This is a genomic window from Cupriavidus sp. USMAHM13 (genome assembly GCF_001854285.1).
GTDB lineage: Bacteria > Pseudomonadota > Gammaproteobacteria > Burkholderiales > Burkholderiaceae > Cupriavidus > Cupriavidus malaysiensis.
The window spans coordinates 2,728,001-2,745,873 of sequence record NZ_CP017752.1 but is presented as its reverse complement, the minus strand read 5'-3'; the positions used below and the strand labels follow the sequence as shown (position 1 = coordinate 2,745,873).

Below are 17,873 nucleotides of genomic sequence, written 5' to 3'. Positions count from 1 at the left end.
TCCGCAAGGCTATTTGGAAGTATCTGAATGATCGGCAAACCAGCGTCAAGGGCCGCGACAGCAGGGCCGGGATGATGCGCTCACTGCTGCTGGTACCCGCCGCGGCATTGCTGCTGGGCGCCTGCGCCGGCGAGCCGGCCTTCCCGGGCGATGCCGAACGGGGCTGTCCGCGCTATCCGGCCAATGCCTCGCCCTACGCCTGCGACGGCTGGCCCTGCGACGACAGCTACGTGCCCTATGCCCATCCCTATCCCTTTGGAGGGCCGATCCGGCCCTCTTATTACGACGGGCCGGGGTGGCCGGGCTTCGGTGCCTTCTCTGTCGGGGTCGACAGCCCCTTCTACGGCTATCGGTACGGCTATCGGTACGGCTATCGGCATGGATTCCGCTACGGTCTTTACTACGGTCGTTACTACCACGGCTACCGCGGAGGCTACGCCGACCGGCGGGGCTGGCGCGGCAGCCGCGCGGGCGCTCCGGCGGCGGGCGGCCGCTCCGGTGGACGCGGCCGCTAGCCGGCCCGCCAGGTTCTGGAGTATTCCCGCAGGGTAGATTGCGCCAATGCCTAGTCCTGAAGGGCACCGGCTTCCTACACACTCCTCCTTTTCAGTCAGGCGGCGAAGCGTTCGCCGACCTTTTTCCTTAGCATGGAGTTCATCTGCTTATGAGTGTCTTTCAAGGGACCGGTGTCCTGCTCGCCTTGATTGCCGTCTTCGGCGTCATCAACCATCGCTTCATCAAGCTGCCCGACACGCTGGGCATTACCGCCGTCGGTATCGTCGCCTGCCTGGCGGTGTCGGCATTCGGCTTCAGCCACCCGCAACTGGTGGCACAAGCGCGCGCCCTGGTGGCGCGCATCGATTTCCCCGAAGTGGTATTCCACGGCCTGCTGGGCCTGCTGCTGTTCGCGGGCGCGCTGCACGTCGACCTGTCACGGATGCGCCAGCAGCGGCGCGCCGTGCTGTTGCTGGCCACGATCGGTGTGCTGATCTCCACCCTGGCGGCGGGCGCCGGATTCTATTTTGCCGCGCAGTGGCTCGGCCATCCGATCAGCCTGCCCTGGTGCCTGGTGTTCGGCGCACTGATCTCGCCGACAGATCCCATCGCCGTGCTCAGCGTACTCAAGAAGGCGGGCGCGCCGGAAAGCCTGGAGGCCAAGATCGCCGGCGAGTCCCTGTTCAACGACGGTACCGCCGTGGTCGCCTTCCTGACGCTGCTGGGCCTGGCCACAGGCGCAAAGGAGCTTTCCGCGCCGGACGTGGCCACGGTCCTGGTGCGCGAGGTGGCGGGTGCGCTGGCGCTGGGCGCGGCGGTCGGCTACTGCGCGTCGCTGCTGTTGCGCAGCGTGGACAGCTATCCCGTGGAAATCCTCATCACGCTGGCATTGGCCATCGGCGGCTACGCCCTGGCCGAAGCCGTGCACGTGTCGGCACCGCTGGCGGTGGTCATCATGGGCCTGGTGATCGGCAACCACGGTGCGGCGACGTCGATGTCGGAGAAGACCCGCGAACACCTGTTCTCATTCTGGGGGCTGCTGGACGAGCTGCTGAACCTCGTCCTGTTCGGCCTGATCGGCCTGGAAATCATCGCGCTCTCGCTGCAACAGCACATCGTCTGGCTCGGCCTGGTAGCGATTCCCGTCGTGCTGGCAGCCCGCGCCGTCAGCGTGGCCGTGCCGCTGCTGGCATTGCAGCGCTTCCGCCGCCTCAACCCGCATTCCGCCACCATCATGACCTGGGGAGGGCTGCGCGGCGGCATTTCGATCGCGCTGGCGCTTTCGCTGCCGGATTTCGACGGCCGCGAGATAGTGATCGGCGTGACCTACGTGGTGGTGGTGTTCAGCCTGCTGGTCCAGGCCACCACCTTGGGCCGCCTGGTCAGGCGCCTGGGCGCAGGGCCGGGGGCGCGCGCCGATACCGCACAGCCAGCACAGCCGGCCTAGTCGCCTGCATCAAGGGATGCGGGACCCGGGCCAGCGGCGCGGCTACCAGCAAGGTCACAGGTCACCGGCATCGCGCCACCTGTCCCGCATGCGAGGACGTTTCCGGCTTCACCCGGCGGCGTGCTCGCCCCGCTCAGGTGAGCTGCCGCAGCTGGCCGATGACGTTCATCAACTGCCCGTGTGCCACGATCACGCCGGATTCGTCCTGCAGCGCTTCCTGGTAGCGCTTGCAGAAGGCCGGGTCTCCGCGCTGGCTGAACAGCTTTTCGCTGGCCGCGGCGACCGCGCGGCAGGTTTCGTCGTGATGTTCCTTGCTGTCGAGTTCTTCGTCGATCTCGATGATCAGGCGCGAGAGGGGGTCGAGCCAGCGAAAGTAGGCATCCTCGGTCACGATCTGCACGAACTGCCCCGCTGGAATCGGGCCGTACAGGCGTTCATATTGACCTCGGTCATACCCGATCACTTCCTTGTGCACCTGGAGCAGCGCCGCGCGCAGGGCTCTCAGGCCTGAACGGCGATTCTCCTGGATGGCGAGGAACTGTTCGCTGGGCATGCTCTCCTCCTTTTCTGAGTGTTGCTAAGCGGATCCCGATGTCGTGCCGGACACTTCCAGCCAGTGCTCGGACGCGCTTGCCAGTATAGGCAGAGGCTATCGGTCCAGCCAGCGGCCAGCCCTAGCGAGTTTCCCGCATGCGGTTTGTCCCGATTGGCGCTGCGGGGCGGCTGGCGCTTGAGGAGGCGAGGGCCAGCGAAGGGCGGCCGCCGGATCACGCGCGGCTTGCGTGCCGGCCGCGCTACCCGGGGTCGGGCGGCGGGCGCCGGACGGCCCCGCCTGCACTTGGCTCAGGCTGCCTGCGCAGCCGCTTGCAGCAGGTGCTTCTGGATCTTGCCGCTGGTGGTCTTGGGCAATGCCGCGACGAAGTGGTAGCGGCGCGGGCGCTTGTAGGCGGCCAGCCGGTCGCCGTGGACGAGGAAGCGGTCGAGCGTGGCGGCGTCGACCGCGGCGCCGTCGCGCGGCACCACGTAGGCGCTGACGACCTGGCCCCAGACCGCATCGGCCTCGCCCCGCACGGCGACCTCGAGCACGTCGCCGTGCTCGATCAGCGCATCTTCCACTTCGCGCGGATAGACGTTCTCGGCGCCGGAATTGATCATGTGGTCGATGCGGTCGCGGATCCACAGGTAGCCGTCGCCATCGAGCACGCCGACGTCGCCGGTGTGGTACCAGCCATGGGCCAGCGCGCGCGCGTTGGCTTCGGGCCGGTTCAGGTAGCCGCGCATCATGCAGGGGCCGCGCACCAGGATCTCGCCCGCCTCGCCCGGGGCGCAGGCGTCGGCGGGATCGGTCGGGGCGCCATCGTCGCGCAGCCGCGCCACCACCAGGTCGTGGTTCAGCGCGGGGGTGCCCGCCGAGCCGGGGTGGCTCAACTGCTCGTGCGGATAGAGCACCGACATGCAGGGGCCCATCTCGGTGGTGCCGTAGACCTGGATCAACTGTGCGCCGACGAGCCGGTCCCATTCGCGCACCAGGTGCGGGGCCATCGACGCGCCGCCGTACTCGACCAGGCGCAGCGAGGCGAGGTCGCGTGCCGGCAGGTCGGGATGGTTGAGCAGCATGCCCACCATGGTGGGCGCCGCGAAGAAATGCGTGACGCGCTCGCTCTCGATCAGGTGCAGGGCCTCGGCGGCGTCGAAGCGCCGCTGCAGGACCTGGGTGGCGCCGACCTGCAGCCGCGGCAGGAAGCTGGTGTGCAGTTCGGCGGTATGGTTCAGCGGTGCCACGGACAGGCCGACGTCCTCGCGCGACAGGCGCATGGCCTGGTGCATCAGCGCGTTGTGCGCCAGCTTGCTGCGGTGGGTATGGAGCACGCCCTTGGGCCGGCCGGTGGTGCCGCTGGTGTACATGAGGATGCAGTCATCGTCCTCGTCCACCGCGATGCCAGGTGCCGTGGCGGGGCGGCCCGCGGCGAGGGCTGACAGGCGCGACGTGGCGAAAGCCGGCGCCGCATCCTCGTCCGCATAGATCCAGTGCGTGGTCGCGGGCGCCAGCGTGGCGGCCTTTTCCGCCACGTTGGCGCCCTCCGCTTCGAACAGCAGGGCCTTGGCGCCGCCATCCGCCAGGATGAAGGCGAGTTCCTGCGCGGCGAGCCGGTAGTTGACCGGATTGAAGACCGCGCCGATGCGCGCCGCTGCCAGCAGGCTGAAGACGAAGGCGGGGGTGTTGTAGAGGAAGGCAGCGACGACGTCGCCCTTGCCGATGCCCAGCGACAGCAGGCCGTGTGCGTGCCGGTTGACCTCCGCATCGAGTTCGGCGAAGGTCCAGGCACGGCGCTGCGCGCCATGCCCGTAGACGAGAGCGGTCTTGCCCGGCAGGTAGCGCGCGGGCCAGGCGAGGGTGTCGCCCAGGGTCTGGCTGTGCTTCAAGTCTTGTCTCCGGCTCGCCGGCAGCGATGTCTGCCGGGTAAAGCCGAAAACTATAAGGCGCGCCGCGCCGCAGGGGAAAGAACCTTTGGAAGTTTGCTTATGCCGGAAACGGCATATTTGCCGGCGACCGGGATCTTCCAGGCATCCGGGCCATCCGGGCCATCCGGGCGGCCCGCGCGCCTAGCGCGCGCTGTCGCACTGCGGGCAGACGCGCAGCAGCAGCGGGCCCTCCAGGCCGAGTTCGCCATCCTGGGGCAGGGGGCGTGCCTCGCCTCCGGCACCGGCCAGCATGCAGCGGCAACCGGCCGGACGCGGTTCCAGGCGGCGCGGCGTGCCTGCCGGCACGACCGCATAGTGGACGCCGAGCTGTACCCGGCGTTCCCACTGGCCGCTCGGGTCGAGCATCAGCAGCCACTGGCGGATCTGCGTCGACCAGTGCGCCACCGTTTCCGCCTTCACTTCGAGTTGCCGGGCCGCTTCCGCCAGCGACATGCTGCGCGCCAGCAGCGGGAAGATCTGCGCGAAGCGATCGACATGCCGCAGCCGGGCCAGCGGCGTGGCGCTCAGCCGGGTGAAGCGCCGCCGGCAATGGCGGCAGCGGAACTGGGGCAGTTCGTCGCCGCTCGGCGCGCAGGCATGGGCATCGTCCGCGCCGCAGTGCGGGCAGGCCGGCGCGATCGCCGCCTCGCTGCGCAGCACCTGCCAGGCGGCCTCGAGATAGGCGGCCAGCTCCGCATCGCCGCGGTTGCGGTTGCCGCTGCTCACGTGCATCAGGCTCGTCGGGCGCGGCTGCGCGCCGGCGGTGGACGCGAGGCCGGTGCAGGTGCGGAGGGCGGAGTGCTGGCGCATGGATGGAATCATGGTTGGCTTGTCTTGGCGCCGCTGTCTCCGGCGGCGATGGAAGAGGTGTCGCCGTGCCACCAGCCGCCACCCAGGGCGAGGTAGAGCGCGGCGGTATCGGCGAAGCGGCTGGCGCGCGCTTGCACGGTGGCCTGCACGGTGGTCTGGTAGGCCTGTTCGGCGTTGAGCAGCGCGAGCACGTTGATCTGTCCGAGTTCCAGTTGCCTGCTGGTGATGTCGAGCGTGCGGTTCGCCGCTTGTTCGGACTTCAGGGCCGCCTGCAGCACCAGCGCGTCGGCGTCCAGCGCATGCAGGGTGTCGGCCACGTTCTGGAAGGCAACCACCACGGTCTCGCGGTACTGCGCTTCGGCCTGGGCCATGGCGGCATCGGCAGCGCGCTTGCGCGCCAGCAGCGTGCCGCCGGCGAACAGTGTCTGGGTCGCGCTGCCGGCCAGGCTCCAGAACACGTTGCCGTCGTTGAACATCTGGCTGAACACGGTCGAGCTGCCGCCCAGGCTGCCGGTCAGCGTCAGCTGGGGCAGCATGTTCGCGATCGCCACGCCGACCTGCGCGGTCGCCGCATGCAGGTTGGCTTCGGCGGCACGCACGTCGGGGCGCTGGTGCACCAGTTGCGACGGCAGCGAGACAGGGAGTTCGCGCGGCAACTGGAAGTCGGCGAAGGTGAAGGTGTCCTCCGGGCCTTCGGCGGGCAGCTTGCCGGTCAGGGCGGCAAGCTGGTCGCGCTGCAGCGCGAGCTGCTTGCGCAGCGTGGGCAGCGCCTGCTCGGCCTGCGCCAGCTGGGTCTGCGCCGCCGCGACGTCGAGGCCGCTGGCCGCGCCCAGACCTTGCTGGCGCTGGAGATTGTCGAACAGGCGGGTATTGATCTCGACGATGCGCTCCTGTGCGTGGATCTGGGCGCGCAGGCCCGCTTCCTGGATCGCGGCCACGACCAGGCTCGAGGCCAGCGTCAGGTAGGTCGCCTCCACCTGGCAGCGCTGCGCTTCCTCGCTGGCGCGCAGCGATTCGACCTGGCGGCGGTTCAGGCCGAACACGTCGGGTGCATAGCTGATCGCCAGCTGCGCGGTGTGGAGGGTGAAGTATTCGTCGCCGGAAGTCAGCGTCGGCGAGATCGTGCCGACCGCGTTGCGCTGGCGGCTGGGCGAGTACGAGGCTTGCAGGGTTGGGAAGAAGGCCCCTTGCTGTGCCTTCACGTTCTCGTGCGCCTGCCTCAGTGCCGCTTGCGCCGCGGCCACCGTCGGGCTGGCCTGGAAGGCATCTTCGATCAGGCGGTCCAGCTTGGGCGACTGGAACAGCTGCCACCACTGGCGCGGAATGTCCATGCCGGCGACAAAGCGCTGGGCTTCGCCGCCCACGGTTGCTGCCGCGGCAGTCTGCGCCGGCAGCGGGGCCGGCGTGTAGCCGGCCGTGGCCGGTGCAGCAGGCGTCTTGAAATCCGGGCCGAAGGCGCAGGCCGAGAGCAGCGCACAGCCCGCGGCGGCGGCGGCCAGGGTGCTGCGTTGCCACCGGAATGGCCCGGTCTGCGGCGTGCGGTTGGGGAGAGACATCGATACGGCCTGCAGGCGTCCGGCTGGAATGTGCAGCGATTCTAGGAGCGATCCCGCAGGCCGAATACTGTGATTCGTCACAGTCCTGTGATTCCTCACAGTAGACTGCCCCCCATTGGTGCAAGCATGATGCGGGCAAATTTGCGCTATCTGTGGGGGTCCGCCGTGCCAATCGATGTCAAATCCGCCGCCATCGGGGCGACGGCCGCCGCTGTCGTGGTGGGAGGACTGGTGTTAGGCCTGTCCGGGCACACGCAGCCGACAGCCCTCTACGGCCCGCCTGCGGGCGGGCCCGCTTCGGCGCCGGCCGCGACCGTGCGCGGTGCGCAGGAAGTCACGCTCAACCAGGGGCAGATGCAGCACGTCAAGGTGGCCCCGGTGGAGGAGCGCGATTTCGCCAACCGGCGCGAGGCCATCGGCAACGTCGACTTCAACGAGGAGCGGTCGGTCCAGGTGTTCCCCACCAACCAGGGCAGGATCCGGCGCGCGTTTGCCAGGATCGGCGAAGACGTGCGCAAGGGCCAGCCCCTGTTCGAGATCGACAGTCCCGACCTGGTGCAGGCGGAATCCACGCTGATCTCCACGGCCGGCACGCGCGAGCTCACCACGCGCGCGCTGCAGCGCGCGCGCGGGCTGCTGGAGATCCAGGGTAACGCGCAGAAGGACGTGGACCAGGCCGTTGCCGATCAGCAGACGGCGGACGCCGCCTACAAGGCCGCGCGCAATGCGGTCGCCATCTTCGGCAAGAGCGAGGCCGAGATGGACCGCATGATCAAGGAGCGCCGCACCGATCCCGTCCTGACCGTGACCAGCCCCATCGATGGGCGCGTCACCGCGCGCAACGCCCAGCCCGGACTGCTGGTGCAGCCGGGCAGCAGCACCGCGCCTTATACCGTGTCCGACCTGTCGACCATGTGGATGCAGGCCTTCGTGCCCGAGACCGACAGCCCGCTGCTGCGCGTCGGCCAGCCGGTCAAGGTCAAGGTGATGGCCTTCCCCGGGCGCGTGTTCGACGGCAAGGTCACTTCGATCGGTGCCACCGTCGATGCCGGCACGCACCGCGTGCTGGTGCGCTCCGAGATCCAGGATCCGCACCACGAACTGCGCCCCGGCATGTTCACCTCGTTCGAGATCCGCACCGGCGAGCCGATCCGATCGCCCGCGCTGACGGTGGACGGCGTGGTGCGGGAAGGGGACGGCACCATGACCGCCTGGGTCACCGCGGACCGCAAGCGCTTCACGCGCCGCGTGGTGAAGATCGGCCTGATGCAGGACGACGTGATCCAGATCGTCGACGGCCTGCGGCCGGGCGAGCTGGCCGCCACCGAGGGCGCGCTCTTCATCAGCAACGCCGCCGCCATGTCCGGCACCTGAGCCGGCGATGCGCACCGAATCCATCCATACCCGATGAGCATCGAGCTGAACAAGAGGTAAATCCGTGCTGAGTGCCCTTCTCAAGCTGTCGCTGACTCGCCGGCCGCTGATCCTGCTGTTCCTGCTGGTGTTCGCCGGCGCCGGCCTGTTCGCCTTTTCCAAGCTGAACATCGAGGCCTATCCCAATCCCGCGCCGGTGATCCTGGAGATCACGGCGCAGGCGCCGGGCCTGTCGGCCGAGGAGATGGAGCGCTACTACACGGTGCCGATGGAAGTCGGGCTGGCGGCCACGCCCGGCGTCGAGAGCATCCGCTCGACATCCTTCTACGGCCTGTCCTTCGTGCGCGTGACGTTCAAGTACGGCATCGACTACTACTTCGCCTACACGCAGGCGGCGCTGGCGCTGCAGCAGAACGTCAGCCTGCCCAACAACGTGCAGCCGCAGATCCAGTCCTCCAGCCTGGTCGGCGAGATCTACCGCTACCAGCTCAAGGGGCCGCCGCACTTCGGCCTGACCAACCTGCGCACGCTGCAGGACTGGGTGCTGCAGCGCCGCCTGAAGACCGTGCCGGGCGTGATGCAGGTGGTGAGCTGGGGCGGCACCACCAAGGAATACGACGTCGATGCCGACCTGCACAAGTTGGAGGCCTACAACGTCACGCTGCCGCAGATCGTCACCGCGCTGGGCAATGCCAACGCCAATGTCGGCGGGCGCACCATCAACTTCGGCCAGCAGTCGGTCAATATCCGCGGCGTCGGCCTGATCCAGGATGTGTCCGACATCGAGAACATCGTGCTGACGCAGAGCAACGGCGTGCCGGTGCTGATCAAGGACGTGGCCAGGGTCAAGGTCGGTTTCACGCCGCGCCTGGGCCGCTCGGGGCGCGACAACGAGGATGATGTGGTGACGGCCGTGGTGGTGATGAACCGCACCCTGCAGACCAACGAGGTGGTGGCCCGCGTCAAGGCCGAGATCGACAAGATCAACAGCGACGGCACGCTGCCGGCGGGCGTCAGGATCGATCCCTACTACGACCGATCCTCCCTGGTGGCGGTGACCACGCACACCGTGCTGCACAGCCTGCTGTTCGGCTGCCTGCTGGTGTTCTTCATCCAGTGGGTCTTCCTCGGCGACCTGCGCAGCGCCATCATCGTCAGCGTCAATATCCCCTTCGCGCTGTTCTTCAGCATCATGATCCTGGTGCTGGTGGGGGAGTCGGCCAACCTGCTCTCGGTGGGGGCGGTCGACTTCGGCATCATCGTCGACTCCTCGGTGATCCTGGTCGAGAACGTGTTCCGCAACCTGCAGATGCCGGCCGCCGAGCAGGCGCGGCTGCTGGCCAGCCGCGAGGCTCGCGTGCTCGGCATGCGCGTGCCGGAGCGCATGCGCATGATCTTCGTCAGCGCGCTGCAGGTCGACAAGGCCGTGTTCTTCTCGGCCGCCATCACGGTGGCCGCCTTCGTGCCACTGTTCACCATGCAGGGCGTGGAAGGACAGATCTTCGGCCCGATGGCGCGCACCTACGGCTACGCATTGCTGGGCGCGCTGATCGCCACCTTCACCGTGACGCCGGTGCTGTGCAGCTACCTGCTGCCCAAGGACATCGAGGAGAAGGAAACCTGGCTGGTGCGTGCGCTCCACCGCGTCTACGCGCCGACGCTGAAGTGGTCGCTGTCGAACAAGCGCTTCGCCGTGGTCGTCGGCGCCTGCGTGCTGGTGCTGACCGGCGTGCTGATGTCGCGCCTGGGGACCGAGTTCCTGCCGGCGCTGGAGGAAGGCAACCTGTGGATCCGCGCGACCATGCCGCCGACGGCCTCGCTGGAGGCAGGGGTCCAGCCGGTGGCGCGCATGCGCCAGATCCTGCTGCGCCACCCGGAGGTGGCCACGGTGGTGTCCCAGCATGGCCGCCCCGATGACGGCAGCGATGCCGCGGGCTTCTTCAATGCGGAGTTCTTCGTGCCGCTGAAGCCGTTCGACCAGTGGCCCGCCGGCATGACCAAGGAAAAACTGGTGGCGCAGGTGCAGAAGGAGTTCAACGATGAGTTCGCCGGCATCGCGCTGAACTTCTCGCAGTACATCCAGGACAACGTCGAGGAAGGGCTGTCCGGCGTCAAGGGCGCCAACTCGGTCAAGATCGTCGGGCGGGATCTCGACACGCTGGAGCGCCTGGCCGACCAGGTCGAGCGCGAGATGTCGCAGGTCAAGGGCGTGACCGACCTCGGTGTCTTCCGCGTGATGGGCCAGCCCAACCTGAACATCCGCATCCGCCGCGACGCGGCGGCGCGCTACGGCTTGAACACCGGGGACGTCAACACCGTGATCCAGGCGGCGCTGGGCGGCACGCAGGCGACCACCGTGCTGGAAGGCGACCGGCAGTTCGCGCTGACGGTGCGCCTGGCGCCGGAGTATCGCAACAACATCGATGCCATCCGCAACCTCAAGGTGGCCTACCAGACCTCGGGCGGCGGCAATGCCTATATCCCGCTGAGCGAACTGGCCGACATCACGCTGGACACCGGCGCTTCGTACATCTTCCACGAGCGCAACCAGCGCTTCATCCCGGTCAAGTTCAGCGTGCGCGGGCGCGACCTGGGCGGTACCGTGGCCGAGGCGCAGGCGCGCATCGCGCGCAACGTCAAGCTGCCGGAAGGCTATCGCATCGACTGGGCCGGCGAGTTCGAGGAACTGGAGCAGGCCAAGCAGCGCCTGGAGGTGATCGTGCCGATCAGCATCCTGATGATCCTGGTGCTGCTGTACGGCCTGTTCAACTCGCTGCGCGACAGCCTGATGGCGCTGGCCGGCATCCCCTTCGCCATCGCCGGGGGCGTGGCCGCGCTGTTCCTGACCGGGCTGGACTTCAGCATCTCGGCGGCGATCGGCTTCGTCTCGCTGTTCGGCGTCTCGGTGATGGACGGCATCCTGATGATCACCTACTACAACGACCTGCGCGGCCAGGGCATGCCGTCGGGCGGAGCGATGTTCCATGCCGCGCAGCACCGCATGCGGCCGATGCTGATGACGGCCCTGTCGGCCTGTATCGGCCTGTTCCCGGCGGCCATTTCCACCGGCATCGGCAGCCAGGTGCAGCGGCCGCTGGCGACGGTGGTGGTGGGCGGCATGCTGGTCGGGCCGATCATGCTGCTGGTGATTGTGCCGGCGCTGCGCATGGTCTTCCTCGGCAAGGATGCGCAGCCCGACGGCGAGGGCGGCGCGGCTGCGGAATCGGGGGTGTAGCGGCGGGTGCGCAGCGCCTGGCGGTGGCGGCGCGCGGCCGCCGTCGCCTGCCGCCGCCAGAGCCCGATCCTCAGGGTTTGATGATGCCGGCCGAGGCGGCCTTGACCACCGCCTCGATGCGGGTGGCGACGCCGAGCTTCTCGCGCGCGTTGTCGATGTGGAAGTCCACCGTGCGCTTGGACAGGCCGAGGATGGTGGCGATCTCGCCCGAGGTCTTGCCGCGCGCGGACCACACCAGGGCCTCGATCTCGCGCTCGCTCAAGTGGACCGCGGGCAGCGCGGGGCGCTGGCGCGCGACGCGCGCCAGCCGCGTCTCGACGATGCTGGCGAGGATGTCGAAGTCCACCGGCTTGGTGACATAGTCGTCGGCGCCCAGCCGGCGCCCCTTCAATTCCGCCTCGCGCTGGGCCAGCGCGGTCAGGAAGATGAAGGGCATGTCGGCGAAGCGCGGCGCCAGCGCGGTCACCCGCTCCAGCAACTCGAAGCCGGTCATCACTGGCATACTCACGTCGCAGAGCACCAGGTCGGGGGCGTCGCGCAGGATGGCGGCCAGGCCTTGCTGGCCGTCGTGGGCGATGTCGACGGCGAAGCCGCGGTCGACCAGTTCTTCCGCGATCAGGTCGGCGGTCTCGGGATCGTCCTCGATGCAGAGGATCTTGCGCCGCGCGGCGTTCATGGCAGTCTCCGCGGCGGGCGGGCCGGGGCGGCCCGCGCGCCGGCCCGGTGCGGGCAGGCAGGTTTCATCATGCGTATCTTATGAAGCATCCGAGTCAGGCGTCCGTTACGGCGCCAGCCAAGCCGCAGCGGCCCGTGGCGCGCCGGCGCGCGGGCATACCGGCGTTGCGCCCGATCCGGGTACGGCTGTCGCTGGTGTTCGTGCTGTTCCTGTTGCTGGTGGCCGGGGTGGGCGTGTTCAGCATCGACCGGCTGGCGAGCTTCCACAGCGTTTCGGCCCAGATCAGCGGGCGCTGGCTGCAGAGCAACCGTATTCTAGGGGATCTGAACAACTACATCTCGGATTTCCGCGGCAGCGAGGGCGACCTGCTGATCGCCAGCACACGCGCCGACCTGCACGCCGCGGAACAGGAGATCGCCCGCCTGGACGATATCGTGGAGGGCGGCGAGGCGCGCTACAGCCGCCTGGAACACGATCCGGCCGAGCTGGCGCTGTTCCAGCAGTTCACGCAGGAGTGGGCCACCTACCGGCAGGCCGCCTTGCGCGTCAGCGCGCTGGTGCGCAGCGGCGACATGCCCGGCGCCATCCAGCTATACCACGGCGATTCGCGCCGCGCCTTCAGCGCCGCCAACGGCACCCTGTCGGTGCTGACCGAGCGCAATGTGACGGGGGCGGCCGAGGCCACCGAACGCGAGGCACAGGCCTACGAGGAAGCACGCCGGCTGATCGCTGGCGCCATCCTGATCTCGCTGTGCCTGGCGGTGGCGGCGGTGGCCTATATCGTCGGCGCGGTGTCGACGCCGATCGCGCGCCTGGTCGAGCGCATGCACCGCATCTCGGATAACGACCCCGACGTGGACATTCCCGGCGCCCAGCGCCAGGACGAGATCGGCGACATCGCCCGCGCGGTGGTGCGCTTTCGCGACAATACCCGCGAACTCGAGCGCAGCAAGGCGGTGCTGGCGGCGCAGACCGCCAGGCTGGAGCAGACCCTGGCCAACGAGCGCCGCATGGCCGAGCTGCAGCGCAATTTCGTCTCGATGGCATCACACGAATTCCGCACGCCCCTGAATGTGATCGACGGCCATGCGCAGCGCCTGCTGCGCATGCGCGAGCCGCTCTCGGCCGAGGCGCTGGCGGAGCGCTGCGGCAAGATCCGCGGAGCCGTGCAGCGCATGACCAGCCTGATCGACCGCCTGCTGGATTCGTCGCAGCTGATGGACAGCGTGGCCATGGCGGCACCGCAGAGCGAAGACTTCGCCTTGCCGCAGCTGCTGCATGAGGTCTGCGAGATGCATCGCGACAGCTCGCCCAGCGCGCAGCTGGAAGAGGCCTTCGACGCCGCCGCCGCCGAGTACGTGCACGGCGATCCGCGCCTGCTGTTCCAGGCCTTCAGCAACCTGGTCGGCAACGCGGTCAAGTACTCGCCGGCGCGGTCGCCGGTGCGGATTGCCATCGAGAGCCGCAAGGACGCCCTCGCCGTGTCGGTCGAGGACCAGGGTATCGGCATCCCGGAGAACGATGTGGCCCACCTGTTCGAGCGCTATGTGCGCGGCGCCAACGTGGCCGGCACCGTGGGCGCGGGCGTCGGGCTCTACCTGGTCAAGCTGGTGGTCGACCTGCACCATGGCGAGGTAGCGGTGGACAGCCGCGAGGGGCGCGGATCGCGTTTCACCGTGGTGCTGCCGCGCGTGGCGCCGCCGCGCCGCATGCCGTAGCCGCGCGGGGCGGGCCGCCGGCGCGCGGCGCTCAGACGCGGAAGTCGGCGATCATGTCCTCGTCGGTGCGCGCCTCCAGCCGCCCTGAGCGGCACGCGGCGGCAAAGGCGTCGTAATCGCGCTCGACCTGGTCGGCATAGCTCGCGGCATATTTCAGCAGGGCCTCGACGAAGCGGTCGCTGCGGCCCATGTAGGCGGCGATCTCGATGGCCTTGCCGCCCGCCTTGGCGTGGGCGCGCGCCAGGCTCCAGCCGCACAGGTTGGCGTAGCCTTCCAGCACGTCGAGATCGAACAGCTCGATGTCTGCCGACAGCTTCATGTCGCGCAGCTGGCGGAAGTAGAAATGCCGTCCGGTCGGCCCGGTCGACCAGCCGAGGAAGATGTCGCTGGCCGCCTGCAGCACGCGCTGGCCGAGCACCACCCGCTGTCCCTCGTGGGCCGCCGCCTTGCCCGACAGGCTGCGCCGGATCACCGACGGGCTGGCTTCCTTGATCTGCAGGAACATGGGCTTGCCCAGGTCGTCCGTCATCAACAGCACCAGGCAGCGCGTGCCGACACTGCCGACACCGACCACCTTGAAGGCGAGGTCGTGCGCGCGGAAGTGGCTGAGCAGCGCGCGCCGGTCGTGTGCGAGCGTCTTCAGGTAGCGCGCGAACATCTGCCCGGCCAGTTCCTGCCAGTCGTCCAGCCGCAGCCAGCCGTCGTCGGCGTCGAACAGGGAGTTCACGCCGTGCACGTGGAACATCGCCGGCGGCATCTCGCGGATGGTCCAGGTGCCGTCACGCAGCTCCGCCATCTTTTCCAGCATGGTGTCGTGCGTGCGCGTGGCCGCGCGTTCCATGCCATGGCGGATCGCGCGGCGCCGCTCGGGGGTGAGCGCGGTCTCTAGCATGCGCTCGAAGGTGATGCGGTCGTACCAGAGTTCGAGCGCGCTGTATTCGGCATAGCGGCGCATGCGCGCCTGGTACTGGCGCACCACGGCCTCGACCATCGCCTCGGCGGTGCCGCGGCTCAGGCGCAGGTGGCGCGCCGCCAGGATAAAGCTGACCGCCAGCCGCTTCAGGTCCCATTCCCACGGGCCCTCGTCGGCCTCGTCGAAGTCGTTCAGATCGAATACCAGCTGGCGCTCGGGCGTGGCGAAGCCGCCGAAGTTCAGCAGGTGGGCGTCGCCGCAGATCGGCATGGCCATGCCGGTGCCGGGCAGGCGGCCGAGATCATGGGCCTGGAGGATGGCGCTGCCGCGGAAGAAGGCGAAGGGCGAGGCCAGCATGCGGCCGTAGCGCAGCGGTACCAGGCGGGGCACGCGACCCGCGCTGCTCTGTTCGAGCAGGGCGATGGCGTCACGCTCGGGCTTGCCGGCCTCGGCGTGGGCGGAGCGTTTCATGTACTCGCGTACGGCGCGCCCGGCCGCCGCACGGTTTGCCGGCGAGGTCTGCGCCATCATGCGCCGCTCTCCGTCACGCAGGCGGACGCAGCGGGTCCGGGGCGGGACCGGCGTGAAGGAAATGTCCTGGTTGCAGCTGGATACCGCATCGCTTTCTCCTGGCGGGCGCCAGGCGCGGCGCCGCGGTGGCGCGCGTCCCCGGCCGCGGCGGGACGGATTCTGTCCATGCGACAGGAGCATAGCAGTCAAGCGCGTGTGTGGAGAGGGCTTTTGCATCTCCCTGCCCGCATCTCCCCGCCGGTCCGCCAGGGGCAGGGAAATGGATCGCCCGGCCCGGCGGGGCACGGGCCCCGCTTGCGGAGGGAGCCCGCGCTTGCCGGCTGCCTGCCGGCCGCCGGTGCGCTGGCTAGTGCAGGCCGAGACGATAGCTCACGGCGTAAGGCAGCTTGCCCGGCTTGGCGCTGCCGACGGGCTGCGACAGGGCGGTGAACTCGGTCTCGTTGAAGGCATCGAGCCGGCCCAGTTCGGCGGCGGTCTTGCCGTTGCTGACCACCGCGCCCGGCGCCAGCGCCACCATGGCCGTGGCGGCGGCACGCACCGCCGACAGGTAGCTGGCGTTGTCGTCCAGGTTGTAGCCGGACAGCTTGACCTGCCGGCGCAGCCAGTCGCCCCAGTAGAACTCGGTGAACTCGGTGGCGCCCGCCAGCTGCTGGTAGCCGATGTCGCGCGTGAAATAGACCAGGGAGCGGTAGCGGTCATTGCCCAGGCCGTTGCCGAAGCCCAGGCCGGCCGGCAGCTGGACCGGCGTGATGGCGCGGTTGTCGGCATCCTTGAGCCACACCAGCTTGCGGGCGCGCAGCGTGCGGAAGAAGGCGCCGCGGCTCAGGGTCGACAGGTTGTCCTGCACCTTGATCCACATCCTGGCCTTGCTGCCGCCATCCGCGCTTTCCCACACGCTGCTGAAGGTGTGGTGGCCATCGGTCAGGTAGGGCACGCCGCCGGGGCCCACCACCAGCGTCTTCATGTCCTCGGGCTTGGTGCCGACGTCCTTGGTGCAGGTGAAGGAAGACAGGTCGTCCAGGCGGGCGGTGGCCAGCGGCGCGCTCTTGCTCTTGTTCTGCCCGTTGGCCTCGCAGGCGTCGTCGAATTTCTTGACGGGGTCGGCCGCGTAGCGGCCCAGCTTGTAGTAGATCTGGTCGTAGCCGATCGCCGGCTGGGTCGGGCGCAGGTCGCCCAGCGTCACCTTGATGATGTCGTTGGCCTTGGCACCAAGGTAGGCGGAATTGCCGGCCTCGGCCGGCATCGGCGTGCAGACCCCCATCAGCTGGCGCGTGCCGCCCTCGACCTGGCGCAGCTGGTAGGCGAGCCGGGCGTTGACCGGCAGCAGGGCGAGGGTAGCTTGCCGGGCCTGCCCGTCGACCGTGAGCGGCCAACTGCCCGCGATCAGGCCATTGGCGTTGCCGCCGGCGGCGGCGTTGTAGCGCAGCGCGACATCGGCGGCGAGGTTGTCGGCGGCCAGGGTGGTGCCGCCGACGGAGACGATGTTGCGCGCAGTGCGGCCGGTCGTTGCACCGGCGCTGTCGAGTTCCGGCTCGGCGCACAGCCAGTCGCCGTCGATGGCCTGGGTGCCTAAGGCCTGCGTGGCTTGCAGCAGCCAGCTGCCGTTGCGGGCGGTGCCGTTGCTCTCGCGCGAGGCTTCGTCGACCACCAGCGTGGCCTGTCCTGCCTTGGCGCCTTCGGCGCGTGCCACGAACAGGCGTCCGACCGCCTTGCCGGAGAGCGACAGGGCAAAGGCGCCGGGGTAGCGCGCCTGGTCCGCGTCGGCGGCCAGCTTGCCGCTCTCGCCGCCGCTGCAAGCGTCGGCATAGGCCTGGCCCGGGCAGTAGCGCACGGCGCCGTCGCTGCCGATGCGCAGCTGGCCGGCGGCGGCGAGGGTGCCGGCCTGGCGCAGGAAGTTGTAGGTGCCGGCGATGTCGGCGAGCTGGGCGCCGCGGTTGGCGGCGCTGAGATGGCCTTGCAGCAGGCTGCCGTCGCCGGCGGCGACGTTGGGGACCTGGCCCAGGGCGCCCGACAGCACGCCATCCTGCAGGGTGAAGGTGAAGGTGACCGCGGCGGCGGCCTGGGCCAGCGCGGCGGGCGCGCCGGCACCGGCCGTGAACTGGCCGGCACGGTAGCCGTTGCCGGCGGCCGCGTAATCGGCGACCAGGCTGCCGGCCAGGCCGAACTGCGAGTCGAGGAAGCGCAGTGTCAGCTTGCCGGCGGCGGGCTGGCCGAGTTCGACCGAAACCGTATCGCCGAAGCCGATCGCGCCCACATAGAGCTGGCCGCCGGCCAGCGGCGCCACCGCCGCGGGCGTGCTGGTGCCGGGCGTGCCGCCCCCGTTGCTGCCGCCATTGCCGCCGCTGCCGGCGACCGGCGCAGCGTCGTCGCCACCGCCGCAGCCGGCGATCAGCGCGGCCGCCAGGCCGCAGGCGATGGTCCTCGAATGCCCCTTCATGTTCTTCCCCGTTCCTTTTTTCGATGATCCGCGCCGGCGCATGTGACGCCGGATGCAGGCGGACGGTGTGCAAATCTATGGCAGGAAGATGACGGTGGTGTTACAGAATGCGTTGTCGAGAGGACAAGCAGGGGGCGTATGGCGCGCCTTGCGGCCGCTGGCGTGCCGGCGCCGGACCGCAAGGCGAGGTGATGCGGCAGGGGAAGAGGCTCGGCGAA

General features: G+C 69.2%; 12 protein-coding genes. 5 read left to right on the top strand and 7 right to left on the bottom strand.

The window, feature by feature from the left end:
* Positions 1-71: 71 nt before the first annotated feature.
* Both BKK81_RS30245 and BKK81_RS30240 read left to right on the top strand, forming a co-directional pair.
* Positions 72-515 (top strand): hypothetical protein, encoded by a 444-nt coding sequence (locus BKK81_RS30245; protein WP_071020648.1) that lies wholly within the window; start codon positions 72-74, stop codon positions 513-515.
* Between the two features lie 149 nt (positions 516-664).
* Positions 665-1,942, top strand: a complete 1,278-nt coding sequence (locus BKK81_RS30240; protein WP_071020646.1) for a cation:proton antiporter — start codon at positions 665-667, stop codon at positions 1,940-1,942.
* A 133-nt stretch (positions 1,943-2,075) separates the two neighbouring features.
* Here BKK81_RS30240 and BKK81_RS30235 read toward each other — a convergent pair whose 3' ends face one another.
* The 4 genes from BKK81_RS30235 to BKK81_RS30220 all read right to left on the bottom strand — a co-directional run bounded on the left by BKK81_RS30235 (position 2,076) and on the right by BKK81_RS30220 (position 6,771).
* Positions 2,076-2,495, bottom strand: coding sequence for a hypothetical protein (locus tag BKK81_RS30235; protein WP_071020643.1), 420 nt, complete (start codon positions 2,493-2,495; stop codon positions 2,076-2,078).
* 290 nt (positions 2,496-2,785) lie between these two features.
* Positions 2,786-4,366 carry a long-chain-fatty-acid--CoA ligase gene (locus tag BKK81_RS30230; protein WP_071020640.1) on the bottom strand — a complete coding sequence of 527 codons (1,581 nt, stop codon included), beginning with the start codon at positions 4,364-4,366 and terminating at the stop codon, positions 2,786-2,788.
* Between the two features lie 180 nt (positions 4,367-4,546).
* The gene (locus tag BKK81_RS30225; RefSeq protein WP_071071889.1) at positions 4,547-5,215 is read right to left on the bottom strand and encodes a DUF746 domain-containing protein; all 669 of its coding nucleotides are present in this window, start codon (positions 5,213-5,215) and stop codon (positions 4,547-4,549) included.
* An 8-nt stretch (positions 5,216-5,223) separates the two neighbouring features.
* A complete protein-coding gene (locus tag BKK81_RS30220) occupies positions 5,224-6,771 on the bottom strand; it encodes an efflux transporter outer membrane subunit (protein ID WP_083384564.1) in 1,548 nt (515 codons plus the stop codon).
* 165 nt (positions 6,772-6,936) lie between these two features.
* Between BKK81_RS30220 and BKK81_RS30215 the strand changes: the two genes are divergently transcribed.
* Positions 6,937-8,145 (top strand): efflux RND transporter periplasmic adaptor subunit, encoded by a 1,209-nt coding sequence (locus BKK81_RS30215; RefSeq protein ID WP_071022658.1) that lies wholly within the window; start codon positions 6,937-6,939, stop codon positions 8,143-8,145.
* 64 nt (positions 8,146-8,209) lie between these two features.
* Entirely contained in the window at positions 8,210-11,380 is a 3,171-nt protein-coding gene (locus tag BKK81_RS30210) for an efflux RND transporter permease subunit (RefSeq protein WP_071020635.1), read from the top strand.
* Between the two features lie 70 nt (positions 11,381-11,450).
* On the opposite strand, the gene BKK81_RS30205 is transcribed toward BKK81_RS30210, so the two are convergent.
* The gene (locus BKK81_RS30205; protein WP_071020632.1) at positions 11,451-12,056 is read right to left on the bottom strand and encodes a response regulator transcription factor; all 606 of its coding nucleotides are present in this window, start codon (positions 12,054-12,056) and stop codon (positions 11,451-11,453) included.
* Between the two features lie 80 nt (positions 12,057-12,136).
* Between BKK81_RS30205 and BKK81_RS30200 the strand changes: the two genes are divergently transcribed.
* The gene (locus tag BKK81_RS30200) at positions 12,137-13,774 is read left to right on the top strand and encodes an ATP-binding protein (RefSeq protein WP_083384562.1); all 1,638 of its coding nucleotides are present in this window, start codon (positions 12,137-12,139) and stop codon (positions 13,772-13,774) included.
* A 31-nt stretch (positions 13,775-13,805) separates the two neighbouring features.
* On the opposite strand, the gene BKK81_RS30195 is transcribed toward BKK81_RS30200, so the two are convergent.
* Both BKK81_RS30195 and BKK81_RS30190 read right to left on the bottom strand, forming a co-directional pair.
* The gene (locus BKK81_RS30195) at positions 13,806-15,215 is read right to left on the bottom strand and encodes a DUF2252 domain-containing protein (RefSeq protein WP_071022655.1); all 1,410 of its coding nucleotides are present in this window, start codon (positions 15,213-15,215) and stop codon (positions 13,806-13,808) included.
* Between the two features lie 349 nt (positions 15,216-15,564).
* Positions 15,565-17,655 carry a ParB/Srx family N-terminal domain-containing protein gene (locus BKK81_RS30190; RefSeq protein WP_071020627.1) on the bottom strand — a complete coding sequence of 697 codons (2,091 nt, stop codon included), beginning with the start codon at positions 17,653-17,655 and terminating at the stop codon, positions 15,565-15,567.
* Positions 17,656-17,873 lie beyond the last annotated feature (218 nt).